Genomic DNA, 16,031 nt, shown 5'->3' with positions numbered 1-16,031 from the left:
CGGCGGGTCTCAGACCCCCGGGCCGCTGAAGCGCATCAGCAGGCCGTAGCTCACGATGGCCAGGACCCACACGATCGCCAGAACGGTGGTGATCCGCACCACGTTCTTCTGCGCGGCGCCGGAGGTGTTCAGCGACTGGGTCATCCCGCCACCGAACATGTCCGACAGACCGCCGCCCTTGCCCTTGTTGAGCAGGACGAACATGATGCACAGGATGCCGGTGACCACGATGATCACCTGGAGGGCGATCTGGAGGATCTCCACGAATAGCCTCGATTCACGAATCTCGGGGGCGGGTCAACCGTCAGCGATCGGAGGGGATCACTGGTCGGTGACCAGGTGCTGCTCGAACCGGGTAATCTTAGCAAATTCCTCCGCGTCCAGACTGGCACCGCCCACCAAGGCGCCGTCCACGTCCGCTCCCCCGAGGATGTTCGCGACGTTCGAGGACTTCACCGAACCGCCGTAGAGCACCCGCGTGGCCTTCGCGAAGTCCTCGCCGTACAGCGACTCGAGTTCCGCGCGGATCGCGTGCGCCATCTCCTGGGCGTCCTCGGGCCCGGCCACCTCCCCCGTGCCGATGGCCCACACCGGTTCGTAGGCCACCACGAGGCCCTCGAGCTCGCCGGCGTTGAGCTCCGCGAGGCTCCCGCGCAACTGCTCGAGCGTGTACTGCACGTGCTCACCGGCCTGGCGCTGCTCGAGACCCTCGCCGATGCACAGCATGGGGGTCAGGCCGTGACGGATCGCGGCGCGGACCTTGTCGCGGCACTGCTCATCGGATTCGGCGTGGATGCTCCGCCGTTCGGAGTGCCCCACGAGCGCGTAACGGCACCCAAGCTTGGCCAGGAACTGGCCCGAGATGTCTCCCGTGTACGCCCCGGAGTCCTGGTCGGAGAGGTCCTGGGCGCCGTAGGCGATCTGCAGTCCGTCGCCGTCCACGAGGGACTGCACGGAGCGCAGGTCGGTGAACGGGGGGAACACCGCGACCTCCACGCGGGAGAAGTCGTGCTTGGCGTCCTTGAGCGTCCACGCGAGCTTCTGCAGCAGGGCGATGCCCTGCGTGTGGTCCATGTTCATCTTCCAGTTGCCCGCGATCAGGGGCGTGCGGTCAAAGACACCGTTGGTCTGGGTGGTCATGGCTGGATCTCCTTCGGTCGTGCGGCGTGGTTGTGGACAGGGGCGGGCGCGTGGGGCCCGCGGCGGCGGGCCCCGCGCATCACGGTGTGTGGCGGCTCAGGCGCCCAGCGCCACGAGGCCCGGCAGTTCCTTACCCTCGATGTACTCGAGCGACGCGCCACCCCCCGTGGAGATGTGGCCGAACTGGTCGTCCCGGTATCCCAGGTTGCGCACGGCGGAGGCGGAGTCGCCGCCGCCGATCACGCTCATGGCGTCGGAGTCCACGAGGGCCTGCGCCACGGTCTTGGTGCCGTTGGCGAACGCCGGCATCTCGAACACGCCCACGGGGCCGTTCCAGAACACGGTCTTCGCCTCGGCGATCGTGCGCGCGAACAGTTCGGCGGACTCGGGGCCGATGTCCAGGCCCAGGCCGGAGTCACCGATCTTCCCACCCTCGATGTCCGAGACCGGGCGGACCTCGTGCTCGGCGTCCTTGGAGAACTCGGAGGCGTACACAACGTCCACGGGCAGCACGATCTCGGTGCCCGCCTCGGCGGCGCGGTCCAGGTAACCCTTGACGGTGTCGATCTGGTCCTTCTCGAGCAGGGACGAACCCACCGCGTGCCCCTGGGCCGCGAGGAACGTGAAGACCATGCCGCCGCCGATGAGCAGCGAGTCCGCCTTACCGATCAGGTTGTCGATCACGGCCAGCTTGTCGGAGACCTTGGACCCACCCATGACCACCACGAACGGGCGCTCGGGATCGGAGATAACCTTGCGCAGGACGTCCACCTCGGTCTTGACCAGGTCACCCAGGTAACCGGGCAGCGCGCGCGCGATGTCGTACACGGAGGCGTGCTTGCGGTGCACGGCCCCGAAGGCGTCATCCACGTACGCACCGTTCTCCCCCGTCAGGGACGCGAGCTCGGCCGCGAACTCCTCCCGCTCGGCGTCGTCCTTGGACGTCTCGCGCGGGTCGAAGCGCACGTTCTCGAGCACGAGGATCTGTCCGTCCTGCAAGGCCTCGGCCTTCCCGCGGGCGTCCTGACCCACCACGTCCGAGGCGACGACGACGTCCGCGTCCGCGAGCTCGGCCAGGCGCGCGGCGGCCGGCTCGATCGAGTACTTGGGGTCTACGGTGCCCTTGGGGCGCCCGAGGTGCGCCATGACGATCAGGCGTGCGCCGGCGTCGGCGAGCTTGGTGAGCACCGGTAAGGACGCGCGCACGCGACCGTCGTCGGTCACGGTGGAACCGTCAAGCGGAACGTTGAGGTCCGAGCGCACGAGCACGCGGCGACCCGCGACCCCCTCCGCCATGAGATCGTCCAGTGACTTGGCCATATCCGTCATCCCTTCCTGTGGTGATGCCGTACTGATGACAATGGCGCCGGTACCCGCGGGCACCGGCGCCACTGAGCGGTCTGACTCAGAGCTTATCCGCTACGTAGGAGACGAAGTCCACGAGACGCAGGGTGTAGCCCCACTCGTTGTCGTACCACGCGATGACCTTGACCTGGTTGTCGATGACCTTGGTCAGGGGCGCGTCGAACACGGTGGAGACGTCGTAGCCCTCGATGTCCTTGGAGACGAGCGCTTCCTCGGAGTACTCGATGATGCCCTTGAAAGGGCCCTCGGCGGCCTGCTTGATCGCGGCGTTCACGGACTCGACCGTGACGTCCTTCTCCACGTCCACGGTGAGGTCCACGAGCGAGCCGGTGGGAACCGGGACGCGCACGGCGAAGCCGTCCAGCTTGCCCTTGAGCTCGGGCAGCACGAGGCCCACGGCGGCGGCGGCACCGGTGGTCGTGGGGATCATGCTCAGCGCGGCGGCGCGGGCGCGGCGCAGGTCCTTGTGCGGGGCGTCGTGCAGGCGCTGGTCACCCGTGTAGGCGTGGATCGTGGTCATGAGACCGCGCTCGATGCCGAACTCGTCGTTGATGACCTTGGCCAGCGGCGCGAGGCAGTTGGTGGTGCAGGACGCGGCGGAGACCAGGTTCATGCTGGCCGAGTCGTAGGATTCGTGGTTCACGCCGTAGACGAACGTGCCGTCCACTTCCTTGCCCGGTGCGGAGAGCACGACCTTCTTGGCACCGGCGTCCAGGTGCGCCTGCATCTTGGGGCCGGTCGTGAACCTGCCCGTGCACTCGATCACAATGTCCACGCCGAGCTCGCCCCAGGGCAGCTTGGAGGGATCGGCCTCGGCCAGGAACTTCACCTGGTGGCCGTTCACGGTCATCATGTCACCGTCCAGGGTGACGTCCGCACCGAGCCGGCCCATGACGGAGTCGAACTCGAACAGGTGCTTCAAGGTCTCCGGATCCGTGAGGTCGTTCACCGCGACCAACTCGATGTCGTGGCCGTGCTCGGTGTACAGGGCCCGCGCGAAGCAGCGTCCGATCCGTCCGAAACCGTTGATGCCAACCTTGACTGTCACTGCGATCTCCTCTGTCTGTCGGGGGTTGGCGGGTGCTGGTCCGTCGACATGTGGGATCCAAACCAAACGGTAGAAATCCCACACTCTGTTCTCGACCTCGTCCGAGGCCCGCCGGGTCTTCCGGTCCTATTCTACCGAGAATTCACGCGGTTCGACAGGGGCTCGACGCAGATTCAGGCGACTCTCCCGTAAACCCCACACAAACCCACAGCACCGGCGTGTTGCCCGCGGGTGCTACTATGCGCGGCGCTGTTCCGACCCAGCGTGCGCGGCGAACTCGGCGGTCGTGGCCACCCCCAGTTCCTCGGCACGGCGGTCCGCCATGGCGAGCAGTCGGCGGATCCGCCCGGCGATCGCGTCCTTGGTCAGGGGCGGGTCCGACAACCGGCCCAGCTCGTCCAGGCTCGCCTGCTTGTTGGCGACCCGGAGCCGGCCGGCGGCCCGCAGATGCTCCGGGGCGTCGTCCCCGAGCAGGTCCAGGGCACGCTCGACCTTGGCCCCCGCCGTGACCGCGGCCTGCGCGGAGCGGCGCAGGTTGGCGTCGTCGAAGTTCGCGAGCCGGTTGGCCGTGGCGCGCACCTCCTTGCGCATCCGGCGGTCCTCCCACTGCAGCAGCGCGCGGTGCGCGCCCAGGCGCGTGAGCAGCGTGGCGATCGTGTCCCCGTCGCGCACGACGACGCGGTCCGCCCCGCGTACCTGCCGCGCTTTGGCGAGCACGTCCAGCCGACGCGCGGAACCCACGAGCGCGAGCGCCGCCTCGGGACCGGGGCACGTGAATTCCATCGCCGCGGCCCGCCCCGGTTCGGTGAGCGAACCGTGGGCCAGGAAGGCACCTCGGATCACGGCGGCGGACTCCTCGACGCTGCCGTTGACTACGGTGGGCGGCAGACCGCGCACGGGACGACCGTGGGCGTCCAGCAACCCGGTGCGCCGGGCCAGCGCCTCACCGTCGCGGGCAACCCGCACGACCCACGTACGGTCCCGGCGCAGACCACCGCCGCTGATCACCCCGAGCTCGCACTCGTGGCCGAAGACCTCCCCCACGGCGCGTGCCGCGCGGCGCGCGACCGATTCGGTGTCCAGCTCCGCCTGCACCACGATCCGCCCGCCCACGATGTGCAGCCCGCCCGCGAAGCGCAACAGCGCCGAGAGCTCCGCCGCGCGCACCGCGGACTTGCGCACCTGCAGGTGCGAGAGTTCTTCCTTGACCGAAGCGGTCAATGCCATGGTTGTCGATCTCCTTGCCGAGTACGTGTGCTGCGCGGCGGGGGCTCCCGCTCAGCGCTGCGCGTTCATGATCTGTTGGTAGGCCGCGGCCAGTTTGAAGGGGTTGTGCACCGAACTGCCGCTCGTGTCCCGCAGCGAGTCCCAGTGCACGACGGCGCCGAGCTGGGCGGCCGCCGCCTCGACGTCCTTGGGGGACTCCGCGGCGGACGGGTCCGCGAGCACCACGTCCAGGCGCAGGTCCGGGGCGTAGCGCTTGAGCACGCGCAGCTGGTCCCCCGATCCCATGCTGAGGGTCTCGGAATCCCGGGAGAGGTTCAGCGTGACGAGACGCTTGGCCGGGGACCGGCAGATCGCGTCCCGCAGTTCGGACAGCAACAGGTGCGGCAGTACGGAGGTGTGCCACGACCCGGGACCGAGCACGACCCACGCGGCCTCCTCGATCGCGGTGACGGCTTCCGGGCACGCGGGGGCGTCCGCCGGGGACAGGCGCACGTTGCACACGTCCGCCTCCTTGGCGAGCCGTGACTGGCCCGTGACGGTGCGCGTAATCTTCTCCGGGGGGCACTCCTGCGTGGGATTGCTCCCGGGCGAGACATCCCCCTCGATCACGAGCGGGAGGCAACTCATGGGCAGCACCTGGCCGCGCGCACCCAGCAGCGCACCGGCCCAGCGCAGTCCCTCCACGGGGTCGCCGAGCAGCTCCCACAACGTCACGATCAGCAGGTTCCCCAGGGCGTGGTTGTCCAGACCCTCGTCCGGGTGGGTCTTGATGCTGAACCGGTGCTGCATCACGTCGCTCCACGTGCGACCCCATTGGGAGTCGTCGCACAGCGCTGCCAGCGCCATCCGCAGATCGCCGGGCGGCAGGACGCCCAGGTCGTTGCGCAGTCGACCGGACGATCCGCCGTCGTCCGCGACCGTGACCACGGCCGTGAGGGCCGGCGCTAACAGACGCAGGGCGGACAGGCTCGCGGACAACCCGTGACCGCCACCCAGGGCGACCACGGAATCGGCATCCGTCAGGGACGCGCGCGCGGAGGCGTCCAACGAGTGGTAGGGGTCCACGTCGCGTCGGCTGCTCAGCGGCAACCGGGGCAACGCACCCGTCGTAGGAAAGTTAGTCATGGAATCCGTAATTTCTGGGGGGCGGGACTACTCTCGGCCCAGGTCCCGGTGCTGGATGTTGACGGTCACGCGGGGGGACTTGCTGAGCCGCCGCGCGACCTCCTCGGTGATCGCCACGGAACGGTGCTTGCCTCCCGTGCACCCGATGGCGATGCTCGCGTAGTGCTTGTTCTCGGTGCGGTAGCCGGCGAACACCGGTTCGAGCATGGCCACGAAGCGGTCCACGAAGGTCGGCGTGCCGGGGTGGCCGAAGACGTAGTCCCGCACCTCGGGGTCCTTGCCCGTGCGCGGGCGCAACGCGGGGACCCAGTGGGGATTGGGGATGAAACGCACGTCCGCGAGGAAGTTCGCGTCCGCGGGCACGCCGTACTTGAACCCGAAGCTCATGACCGTGAGCCGCAGCACCACCGGACCGCTCGTGGAGAACATGTCCGCGACGGCCTTGGTCAGCGCGTGCACGTTGAAGGACGAGGTGTCCAGCACGGAGTCGGCGGTCTCGCGCAGATCGCGCAACAGCTCGCGCTCGGCGCGGATCCCGTCCAGGATCCGGCCGCCCGCCTGCAGGGGGTGGGGGCGGCGCTGGAGCTCGTAGCGCGAGACGAGCACCTCGTCCGAGGCCTCGAGGAACAGCACCGAGAACTCCACGCCCGAGCGTTCGAGCGCGGCGAGGGTCTCACGCATGTCGTTGAACAGTGCCTTGCCACGCACGTCGATCACCACGGCGAGCTTGGGCAGGGTCTGCGGGGTCCGCGACACGAGGTCCGCCAGCGTCCCGAGCATCTGCGGGGGCAGGTTGTCCACGACGTACCACCCGAGGTCCTCGAGCGCGTTGGCCGCCGTGGAGCGACCCGCCCCGGACATCCCGGTCACGATCAGCAACTCCGCCGTGGGGGGCTTCACCGGTTCCAGGGTGGAGGGCGTGGCTTCCGGGGGTGGGCTGCTCATGTGGTCACGGACCGCCTGATCTTCCGACTGCAGGGTTCGTTTCCAGGGTAGACCAGTTTCAGTCGAGCAGTTCGCCCGTCTCGGTGTCCACAGCGGGCTCCCGGGCCTCGGTGCCGCCCCCGAGGGTCTGCGCGACCTTGGTGGCCAACGCGGGCCCGAAGCCCTTGACCTCGAGGATCTCCTCCGCGGTGGCGGCGCGCAGTTTCTTGACCGAGCCGAAGTGCTTGAGCAGGGCCTTCTGCTTGGCCGGGCCCAGCCCAGGCACGTCGTCGAGCGCGGAGACCGTCATGGCTTTGGAACGCTTCTGCCGGTGGAACGTGATCGCGAAACGATGGGCCTCGTCGCGCACGCGCTGCATGAGGAATAACCCTTCCGAGGCGCGGGGCAGGATGACCGGGAACTCGTCGTCGGGCACCCACACCTCCTCGAGCCGCTTGGCCAGACCCACCACGTGGACGTCGTCCACTCCGAGGTCTTCCAGGGCGCGCTGGGCCGCCGCGACCTGGGGCGGGCCGCCGTCCACGATCACGAGATTGGGGGGATACGCGAAGGCGCGCGCGGGCGCGTCGTCGGCGTCCGGGGCCACCTCCCCGCTGTGCACGCCCTTCTCCGCGGCGCGGCGCTGCTGTTCGAGGTGGCGGGAGAACCGGCGGTGGATGACGTCGTACATGGACGCGGTGTCGTCCCGTGCGGCATCGCCAGTGATCGAGAACTTGCGGTACTCCGACTTGCGCGGCAGACCGTCCTCGAACACGACCAAGGACGCGACCACGTTGGTGCCCTGGACGTGGGAGATGTCGTAGCACTCGATGCGCATGAGGGCATCCGGGAGGTCCAGGGCCTCCTGCAACTGCTGCAGGGACGCCGAGCGCGTGGTCAGGTCCCCCGCGCGGCGGGACTTGTGCAGGGCCAGCGCCTGGCGCGCGTTCTCCGCGACGGTCTCGAGCAGCTGCGCCTTGTCACCGCGCTGGGGCCGTTGGATGGCCACCTGGGAACCGCGCAGCTCACTGAGCCAGTTGCGCAGCTCGTCCGCCTCGTCCGGTTCCGCGGACACGTACACCGTGCGCGGGATCGTGTCCTGGCGGTACGCGAGCTCGGACGTGCGGCGGTGCTTGGCGACCACGTCCGTGCTCCCGCCTGCGGTCTGTTTCCTGCGGGCCGACGGCGCGGGGGCCAGTTCCGATTGCGCCTCGCCGTAGACCTGTTGCAACAGGTGGGTCATGAGCTGGGCGGTCGTGACGTCCTCGACCTTCTCGGTGATCCACCCGCGCTGACCCCGGATCCGGCCACCACGCACGTAGAACACCTGGACCGCGGCCTCGAGCTCGTCCTCGGCGATCGCGAAGAAGTCCGCGTCCGTGGTGTCCGCGAGCACCACCGTGTTGCGCTCGAAAGCCCGTTCGAGCGCGCCGACGTCGTCGCGGCGTGCCGCAGCGGTCTCGAAGTCCATACGCTCGGCGGCCTCGTTCATTTGCCGCGTGAGTTCCCGGATGTACGGCTTGGCGTGCCCGGCCATGAAGCGGCACAGGTCGTCGGCGAGCCGGCGGTGGTCCTCGCGGGAGATCTCCCCCACGCACGGCGCCGAGCACTTGTCGATGTAACCCAGCAGGCACGGCCGGCCACTGCGCTCGGCGCGCTGGAACACACCCTTGGTGCACGTGCGCACGGGGAAGACCCGCAACAGGGCGTCCAGGGTGTCCCGGATGGCCCACGCCTGGGAATAGGGGCCGAAGTAGCGGTTGCCCGGTTTCTTCTCCCCGCGTGTGACCATGGCCCGCGGGACGTCCTCGGACATCGTGACCGCCAGGTACGGATAGGACTTGTCGTCCCGGTAGGCGATGTTGAACCGGGGCGCGAACTCTTTGATCCACGTGTACTCGAGCTGCAGGGACTCGAACTCCGAGCCCACCACGGTCCACTGCACCGCCGCGGCCGTGGTGACCATGGTGCGGGTCTTGGGCGCGAGCTGGTGCAGGGGCGCGAAGTAGGACGAGAGCCGGTTGCGCAGGTTCTTGGCCTTGCCCACGTAGATCACACGGCCGTGTTCGTCCCGGAACCGGTAGACCCCCGGATTGGTCGGGATGTCCTGTCGGGCCGGTCTGTAGCTCGCCGGGTCAGCCACGCCCGGCGTCCCTCTGCACGGACGGGGACACGTTGTACACGTCCTTGCGCGGTTGCCCGGATAGTCCCGCGATCGTGGTCATGATCTGCTCCACGTGGGTCTTGCGCAGCTTGCCCGTCTGATGCCCGTGGGACTCCGGTGTGGGGATGGGCTCTCCCACGTGCATCTCGAACTTGGCGGGGCGGATCATGGTAGCCCCGGGCGGTTGCAACCGCTGGGTGCCGATCAGCCCCACGGGCACCACCGGGGCGCCCGTGACGTAGGCCAGGTAGGCCACGCCGGAGTGCCCGCGGTACAGGTAACCGTCCCGGGAGCGCGTGCCCTCCGGGTAGATCCCGAACACGTTGCCCTGCTTGAGGTGTTCCACGGCAGGATCCAGGGCCGCCACGGACTCGCTCTGCTGACCGCGGGTCACGGGGATGATGTCGATGAACTCGAAGGCCTCGCGCATGAGCTTGCCCTTGATCCCGGGGCTGTTGACGTACTCCGCCTTGGCGATGAACTTGACCCGGCGGGGCATGAACGCGGAGATGATGACCGAGTCCAGGAAGGACAGGTGGTTGGACGCGATGATCACGGGGCCGTCCTGCGGGAGGTTCTCCAGACCCGTGATCACGGGACGACACAGCAGCCTCAGGGCGCGCGCCACCGAGGCCTTGGTCAGGTCGTATTTCGTGATCACTGCTCGCTCCCCTACCGGTCCGTGTATTGCTGGAGCAAGTGTGCCAAATCCCCGGGCTCACGAGCGACAGCGGCACACACGTCCCGCAGTTCCCCGAGTTGCGCGAAGCCCCATCCTGCGCCCAGGCAGTCGATGCCGTGGCTGCGGGCACCGTCGGCGTCGTAGCTGCGGTCCCCGATCATCACGGTGCGTGCGGGGTCCGGGGGCAGCGCACCCATGCGCCGCAGCGCCTCCCCGATGATCGCGGGCTTGTCGTGCAGCCGCCCGGACCCGCTCGGTTGCGCGAGATCGTCCGCGGCGCCGCTCACGGTCTCGAAGTACTCGTCCAGCCCGAAACGCGACACGACCTCCACGGCGATGTGTTCGGGCTTCTGGGTGGCCACGGTCTGACGCACGCCGCGCTCGCGCAGCGACCCCAGCACCTCGCGGACACCCGGATAGACGCGCGAGCGGTCCAGGCCCTCCGCGAGGTACCCGGCGCGGTACACCGCGGCGACCTCCGCGATCCGGTCCTCGGGGACGTCCGTGAACCGGCGCAGGGACTCCCCGATCGGTGGTCCCACGAAGCGCCCGAGGTTCTCGGGCACGGCGAAACCGCACGAGCGCAGGGCGCCGGCGATCCCGTCCGTGATGGCCCCGGCGGGATCCAGGACCGTGCCGTCCAGGTCCCACAGGACGATGGGGCTCTGGACGCTCATGCCCGGTCCCCCACCGCGGACTCGGCGCGCTGCCGGTTCTCCTGCGTCCCGCCGGCCGGTTCCGCGTCTTCCTGGGCATCCGCGCCGTCCGCGTCGCTGCGGTGGGCGGCCTCCCGGGCGGCGGAGTGCTCGAGCACCTCGCGTACGAACTGCCCCGTGAAGCTGTCCTTGTTGCGAGCGACCTGCTCCGGGGTGCCCTGTGCCACGACCGTGCCACCGCCGGATCCCCCGTTGGGGCCCAGGTCCACGATCCAGTCCGCCGACTTCACGACGTCCAGGTTGTGCTCGATGGTCATGACGCTGTTGCCCTTGTCGACCAGGCTCTGCAGCACCATGAGCAGCTTGCGGATGTCCTCGAAGTGCAGACCCGTGGTGGGCTCGTCCAGGACGTAGATCGTGCGCCCGTTGGAACGCTTCTGCAGTTCCGCGGCGAGCTTGACGCGCTGAGCCTCACCGCCGGAGAGCGTGGTGGCGGGCTGACCCAGCCGCACGTACCCGAGGCCCACCTCCACGAGCGTGGTGAGGTAGCGCGCGATCGCGGTGAACGGCGCGAAGAACTCCGCCGCCTCCTCGATGGGCATGTCCAGGACCTCCGCGATGTTCTTGCCCTTGTAGTGCACCTCGAGGGTCTCGCGGTTGTAGCGCGCGCCCTTGCACACCTCGCACGGGACGTAGACGTCCGGCAGGAAGTTCATCTCGATCTTCAGCGTCCCGTCACCCGAGCATGCCTCGCAGCGCCCGCCCTTGACGTTGAACGAGAACCGGCCTTGCTGGTAGCCGCGGACCTTGGCCTCTTGGGTCTCCGCAAACAGCTTGCGGATCCGGTCGAACACGCCCGTGTACGTGGCCGGGTTGGAGCGCGGGGTGCGCCCGATGGGGCTCTGGTCCACGTGCACGACCTTGTCCAGGTGCTCCAGACCGTCGATGCGCCTGTGCCGACCGGGCACCTGCTTGGCGCCGTTGAGCTGATTGGCCAGGCTCGTGAAGAGGATGTCGTTGACGAGCGTGGACTTCCCCGAACCGGAGACGCCCGTGACGGCCACGAAGACCCCGAGCGGGAAGTCCACCGTGAGGTTCTGCAGGTTGTTCTCCCGCGCACCCACGACCGTGAGCTGCCGCTTCTTGTCCACGGGACGCCGCGTCGTGGGGACTTCGATCAGCTTGCGGCCGGTGAGGTAGTCGGCCGTGATGGACCGGCGGTTCTCGAGCAGCTGGTCGTAGGTCCCGGAGTGGACCACGTCCCCACCGTGCACGCCCGCGCCCGGGCCCACGTCCACGATCCAGTCGGCCTCGCGCATGGTGTCCTCGTCGTGCTCGACCACGATGAGGGTGTTGCCCATGTCCCGCAAGCGCAGCAGGGTGTCGATGAGCCGGCGGTTGTCGCGCTGGTGCAGCCCGATGGACGGCTCGTCCAGGACGTAGAGCACGCCCACGAGCCCCGCACCGATCTGGGTGGCGAGCCGAATGCGTTGTGCCTCCCCGCCGGACAGCGTGGCTGCGGCCCGCTCCAGGTTGAGGTAGTCCAGCCCGACGTCGATCAAGAACGTCAGGCGCGCGATGATCTCCTTGAGCACCTGGTCACCGATCCTGGCCTCGCGGGTGTCAAGGTCCAGCTGCTGGAAGAACGCGAGGGAATCGCGCATGGGCAGGCGGGTGGCCTCGGCGATGTTCTTCCCGCCCACGGTGACCCCCAGGATCGTGGGGTTCAGCCGCGCTCCCCCGCACTCGGGGCACGCCACCTGGCGCATGTACTGCTCGTAGCGGTCCTTGGCGTGATCGGACTCGGTCTCCTCGTGCTTGCGCTTGATATAGCCGAACACGCCCTCGAAGCCCTGCGTGTACCGGCGCTCGCGGCCCCACCGGTTGCGGTAGGCCACGGTGACCTTGTAGTCCTTGCCGTGCAGGATGGCCTTGCGTGCCTTGGCCGGCAGGTCCTTCCACGGGGTCACGAGGTCGAATCCGGCCTCCTCCCCGAGTCCGGCGAGCAAGCGGTTCCAGTAGTCACTCGTGGCTTTGCCCAGGGACCACGGCGCGATGGCGCCCTCCACGAGGGACAGGTCCGGATTGGGAACCACGAGGTCCTCGTCCACCTCGAGGCGCGAACCGATGCCGTCGCACTCGGGGCACGCGCCGAACGGGGCGTTGAACGAGAACGAGCGCGGCTCGATCTCGTCCGTCTGCAGCTCGTGCTCGTTGGGGCACGCGAGGTTCTCGGAAAACGTGCGGCGAGTCTCGTGCCACGGGGACTGCTCGCCCTCACGGGTCACGAGCTCGATGACCACGCGTCCGTCCGCGAGGTTCAGGGCGGTCTCGACCGAGTCGGTGAGCCGCTGCCGGGCGTCCGGCTTGGCCATGAGGCGGTCCACGACCACGTCGATCGTGTGCTTGTACTGCTTCTTGAGCTTGGGCGCGTTCTCGAGCTGAACGGTCTCGCCGTCCACGACGGCGCGCGCGTATCCCTGGGTGCTCAGCTGCTGGAACAGGTCCTGGAACTCGCCCTTGCGGCCCTTGACCACGGGGGCGAGGACCATGAACCTGGTCCGCTCGGGCAGCTCGAGCAGCTGGTCCACGATCTGCTGGGGCGTCTGCTTGGTGATGGGCTCACCGCACACCGGGCAGTGCGGGTGGCCGATCCGCGCCCACAGCAGACGCATGTAGTCGTAGATCTCGGTGATCGTGCCCACCGTGGAGCGCGGGTTGCGCGAGGTGGACTTCTGGTCGATGGACACCGCCGGGGACAGCCCCTCGATGAAGTCCACGTCCGGCTTGTCCACGCGGCCCAGGAACATCCGGGCGTAGGAGGACAGCGACTCCACGTAGCGGCGCTGACCCTCGGCGAAGATGGTGTCGAAGGCCAGGGAGGACTTCCCGGACCCGGACAACCCCGTGAACACGACCATGGAATCGCGGGGGATGGTCAGATCCACGTTCTTGAGGTTGTGCTCGCGGGCACCCTGCACCACGATCTCGGTCAGGTCCGAGACACCGGAGGCGCGGGTGCGCGGGGCACGGTCGTGGGCCACTCGTTCCGCGAGCACGGAGCTCGACGAACGGTCACTGGGGGTTCGGCGGGTTTGCTCAGACACGGCAGTCACTCTATTACCAGCCACCGACACGACGAGCGGGTCCAGGGACGAATCAGCGCAGCGCGCAATGCGACCTCCCGGCCGGATCGCGCGCTGCGCCGTCGTCCGTCGTGTCCCCTGCGAGTGGACAACTCACTCGGCAGCGGGGCACCCTACTCGGCCCGGTGCCGAGGGTGGGGATGCGGGTGCGCGGTCCCCGCGGAGTCGGGCTCGACCGGCGCGGCGTGGGCCCCGCGGGCCGAACGCGCCGTCTCCTCGGCGCGCTCGCCGTGGGAGCGCCGCAGCCCGGAGGCCTTGGGATCGACCACGGGCAGCTCACCGGTCTCCGCGTGCTGCATGCGCAGCCCGGCCGCTTCCACGGGGTTGACGCGCTTGGTCACCAGGGTGATCTCACCCGTCTCCGGGTCCACCTCCGCGACGTCCACCGTGGTGCGCAGCGGCACCTCCTTCATGAGCAGCACGCACACCAGGGTCACCAGCGATGCGATCCCGGCCACGAGGAAGAGCAACCCGGTCCCGGTGCCGTACGCCTCACGAATGGCCTCCAGCACTGCCGGGGGCAGCCCCGCGAGGTCGATCGACGCGGCGTCGGGCGTTTGGTGGGCATCCAGACCGTGGTCCGCGGCAAACTGGGACATCTCGCTCGAGAGGTGACGCGTGAGCAGCGCCCCGAACAGAGACACCGCCACGGCGCCACCCACGGTGCGGAAGAATGCGACCGCGGAGGACGCGGAGCCCATGTCCTTCAGGCCCACGGTGTTCTGCACGGCGAGCACGAGGTTCTGGTTCAGCGTGCCCACGCCCAGACCCACGAGGCAGATGAAGATGCCCACGAGCCACGCGGGCGTCGCGTGGGTCAGCTGGGACGCCAGGAACAGACCGATCACGAGGATTACCGCGCCCGCGATCAACACCCGCTTCCACCGGCCGAAACGCGTGATGAGCTGGCCTGCGACCATGGAGCCCAGGAACGATCCCACGACCTGCGGGAGCATGAGCAGCCCGGATTCGGTGGGTGTGTAGCCCTGGCCCAGCTGGAAGTACTGACCCAGGTACGTCGTGGACGCGAACATGGCGCCACCCGTGGCGATCGCCGCGATGATCGCGAGCACGGTGGTGCGCTCGGTGACCACGTGCAGGGGCATGGTCGGTTCGCTCGCGCGCCGCTCCACCAGGATGAACGCCAAGGTGCTGAGCACGCCCACCACGATCAGCAGGATGGACTCCCACGAACCCCAGTCGAAGAGCTTGCCCGCGAAGGACACCCACAACAGCAGGGAGGACGTGGCCACCGCGAGCAGGGCCATACCCAGGAAGTCCACTGTGGGCGCCGTCTCACGCGTGGTCTCGGGCAGGTGCAGCGTGCGCACGATCAGCACGGCCGCGAGGATCGACAGCGGCACGGGGATCAGGAAGCACCAGCGCCACCCGAACGCGTCCACGATGAGCCCGCCCAGGAGCGGGCCCACCGACGTGGCCACGGCCATGACCGCGCCCATGTACCCGGCGTACCGGCCGCGCTCGCGCGGCGGGATGATCGTGCCCAGGATCGTCTGGGCCAGCGCCATCAGGCCGCCCATGCCCACGCCCTGGATCACGCGCGCCACCACGAGCATGGTGATGGATCCCGCGAGACCCGCGGCGGCGGAACCGATCACGAAGATCGCGATGGCCATGAGCAGCAGCTTTTTCTTGTCGAAAAGGTCCGCGAGCTTGCCCCACATGGGGGTCGTGACGGCGTTGGCCAACAGGGTGCCCGTGACCGTCCAGGACAGTGCCGTCTGGTCTCCGCCCAGGTCCGCCATGATGACGGGCAGTGCCGTGCCGATGATGGTCAGGGTGACCATGGCCATGAAGAACGCGGCCAGGATGCCGGTCAACGCCCGCAGGACGTCCCGATGCTCCTGGTCGCTCGTTCGCGTAGTACGCGCCTTACCGCGTGTGTCCTGGGCTGCCGTCACGGGCTGTTCTCCTTTCCGCGACCGGGGTCACCGGACGCCGTGGGGTGCGGGGATCCGGGCTGCGCCCCGGGCTCCGGCACGATCGTGGCCGCCGTGACCCGGGACATGCCCAGTGATGTCAGGAAGAGTTCGGTGAGCCGGTTGAGGTCCACGCGTGTGCGTTCTGCCTCGTCCTCGCCCAGGTCGCCCAGACGGGCGACGAGGGTCTCGGCGTCCGCGCGCAGGTTCGCCTCGAGGGCCTTGCGACCCTCGGCGGTGATCTCCACGATCTGCGCGCGTCCGTCCTCGAGATCACGTGTGCGGGTCACGTACCCGAGGTGTTCGAGGGCGCTCAGGTGTCGGCTCATCCCTGAAGCCCCGAGGCCGGACTCGGCCACGATGTCCTTTGCCCGGCGTCCGGGCACGCACGCGAGATAGCTCAGGATGTTGGTGTGCACCATGGACAGTTCCCGGTGCAGCGCCGCTGCCTTGAGCACCTTGCGGGTCACGCGTTGCAGCTCGAACAAGTCGCGCACGAGCTCCTCGGCGGTCGCGTGTGACACGCCCATCCACTCCCCCGTTCCTCGGGTGCCGGGCCCGTAGCGCGCGGTCCGCACCCGGTGCGGGCGGTCATGAGTTCATTGCTGCCCACC

At 68.8% G+C, this 16,031-nt stretch carries 13 protein-coding genes; all 13 read right to left on the bottom strand.

What is annotated here, in order from left to right:
* Positions 1-9: 9 nt before the first annotated feature.
* A complete protein-coding gene (gene secG / locus Q9R22_RS07630) occupies positions 10-264 on the bottom strand; it encodes a preprotein translocase subunit SecG (protein WP_035962057.1) in 255 nt (84 codons plus the stop codon).
* Positions 265-321: 57 nt separating this feature from the next.
* Positions 322-1,140, bottom strand: a complete 819-nt coding sequence (gene tpiA / locus Q9R22_RS07625; RefSeq protein WP_098054498.1) for a triose-phosphate isomerase — start codon at positions 1,138-1,140, stop codon at positions 322-324.
* A 96-nt stretch (positions 1,141-1,236) separates the two neighbouring features.
* Complete coding sequence (locus Q9R22_RS07620) at positions 1,237-2,460, bottom strand: phosphoglycerate kinase (RefSeq protein WP_131332893.1); 1,224 nt, start codon at positions 2,458-2,460, stop codon at positions 1,237-1,239.
* An 85-nt stretch (positions 2,461-2,545) separates the two neighbouring features.
* On the bottom strand, positions 2,546-3,553 hold the full coding sequence (gene gap, locus Q9R22_RS07615) for a type I glyceraldehyde-3-phosphate dehydrogenase (RefSeq protein WP_064846590.1): 1,008 nt from the start codon (positions 3,551-3,553) through the stop codon (positions 2,546-2,548).
* Between the two features lie 237 nt (positions 3,554-3,790).
* Positions 3,791-4,780, bottom strand: coding sequence for a DNA-binding protein WhiA (gene whiA, locus Q9R22_RS07610; RefSeq protein ID WP_035962064.1), 990 nt, complete (start codon positions 4,778-4,780; stop codon positions 3,791-3,793).
* Positions 4,781-4,831: 51 nt separating this feature from the next.
* Complete coding sequence (gene yvcK / locus Q9R22_RS07605) at positions 4,832-5,905, bottom strand: uridine diphosphate-N-acetylglucosamine-binding protein YvcK (RefSeq protein ID WP_094067113.1); 1,074 nt, start codon at positions 5,903-5,905, stop codon at positions 4,832-4,834.
* Positions 5,906-5,932: 27 nt separating this feature from the next.
* Positions 5,933-6,850 (bottom strand): RNase adapter RapZ, encoded by a 918-nt coding sequence (rapZ, locus tag Q9R22_RS07600; RefSeq protein WP_035962066.1) that lies wholly within the window; start codon positions 6,848-6,850, stop codon positions 5,933-5,935.
* A gap of 58 nt (positions 6,851-6,908) precedes the next feature.
* On the bottom strand, positions 6,909-8,972 hold the full coding sequence (gene uvrC / locus Q9R22_RS07595) for an excinuclease ABC subunit UvrC (RefSeq protein ID WP_131332892.1): 2,064 nt from the start codon (positions 8,970-8,972) through the stop codon (positions 6,909-6,911).
* Positions 8,965-9,651: a 1-acyl-sn-glycerol-3-phosphate acyltransferase gene (locus Q9R22_RS07590; RefSeq protein ID WP_064846607.1), complete on the bottom strand. Its 687-nt coding sequence runs from the start codon at positions 9,649-9,651 to the stop codon at positions 8,965-8,967. The genes uvrC and Q9R22_RS07590 overlap by 8 nt, the downstream gene beginning before the upstream one ends.
* A gap of 14 nt (positions 9,652-9,665) precedes the next feature.
* Positions 9,666-10,352 carry an HAD family hydrolase gene (locus tag Q9R22_RS07585; protein WP_131332891.1) on the bottom strand — a complete coding sequence of 229 codons (687 nt, stop codon included), beginning with the start codon at positions 10,350-10,352 and terminating at the stop codon, positions 9,666-9,668.
* A complete protein-coding gene (gene uvrA, locus Q9R22_RS07580) occupies positions 10,349-13,390 on the bottom strand; it encodes an excinuclease ABC subunit UvrA (protein WP_396415667.1) in 3,042 nt (1,013 codons plus the stop codon). Before uvrA ends, Q9R22_RS07585 begins: the two co-directional genes overlap by 4 nt.
* Positions 13,391-13,590: 200 nt before the next feature.
* Positions 13,591-15,399, bottom strand: coding sequence for an MDR family MFS transporter (locus tag Q9R22_RS07575; RefSeq protein WP_131332890.1), 1,809 nt, complete (start codon positions 15,397-15,399; stop codon positions 13,591-13,593).
* The gene (locus tag Q9R22_RS07570; RefSeq protein ID WP_131332889.1) at positions 15,396-15,947 is read right to left on the bottom strand and encodes a MarR family winged helix-turn-helix transcriptional regulator; all 552 of its coding nucleotides are present in this window, start codon (positions 15,945-15,947) and stop codon (positions 15,396-15,398) included. Before Q9R22_RS07570 ends, Q9R22_RS07575 begins: the two co-directional genes overlap by 4 nt.
* Positions 15,948-16,031: the final 84 nt, after the last annotated feature.

Origin of the sequence: Kocuria sp. PD6, from assembly GCF_031844145.1 — a bacterium.
Classification (GTDB): Bacteria; Actinomycetota; Actinomycetes; order Actinomycetales; family Micrococcaceae; genus Kocuria; species Kocuria marina.
Note: the sequence above shows the minus strand (reverse complement) of the source record. Positions and strands in the feature narration are given on the sequence as shown.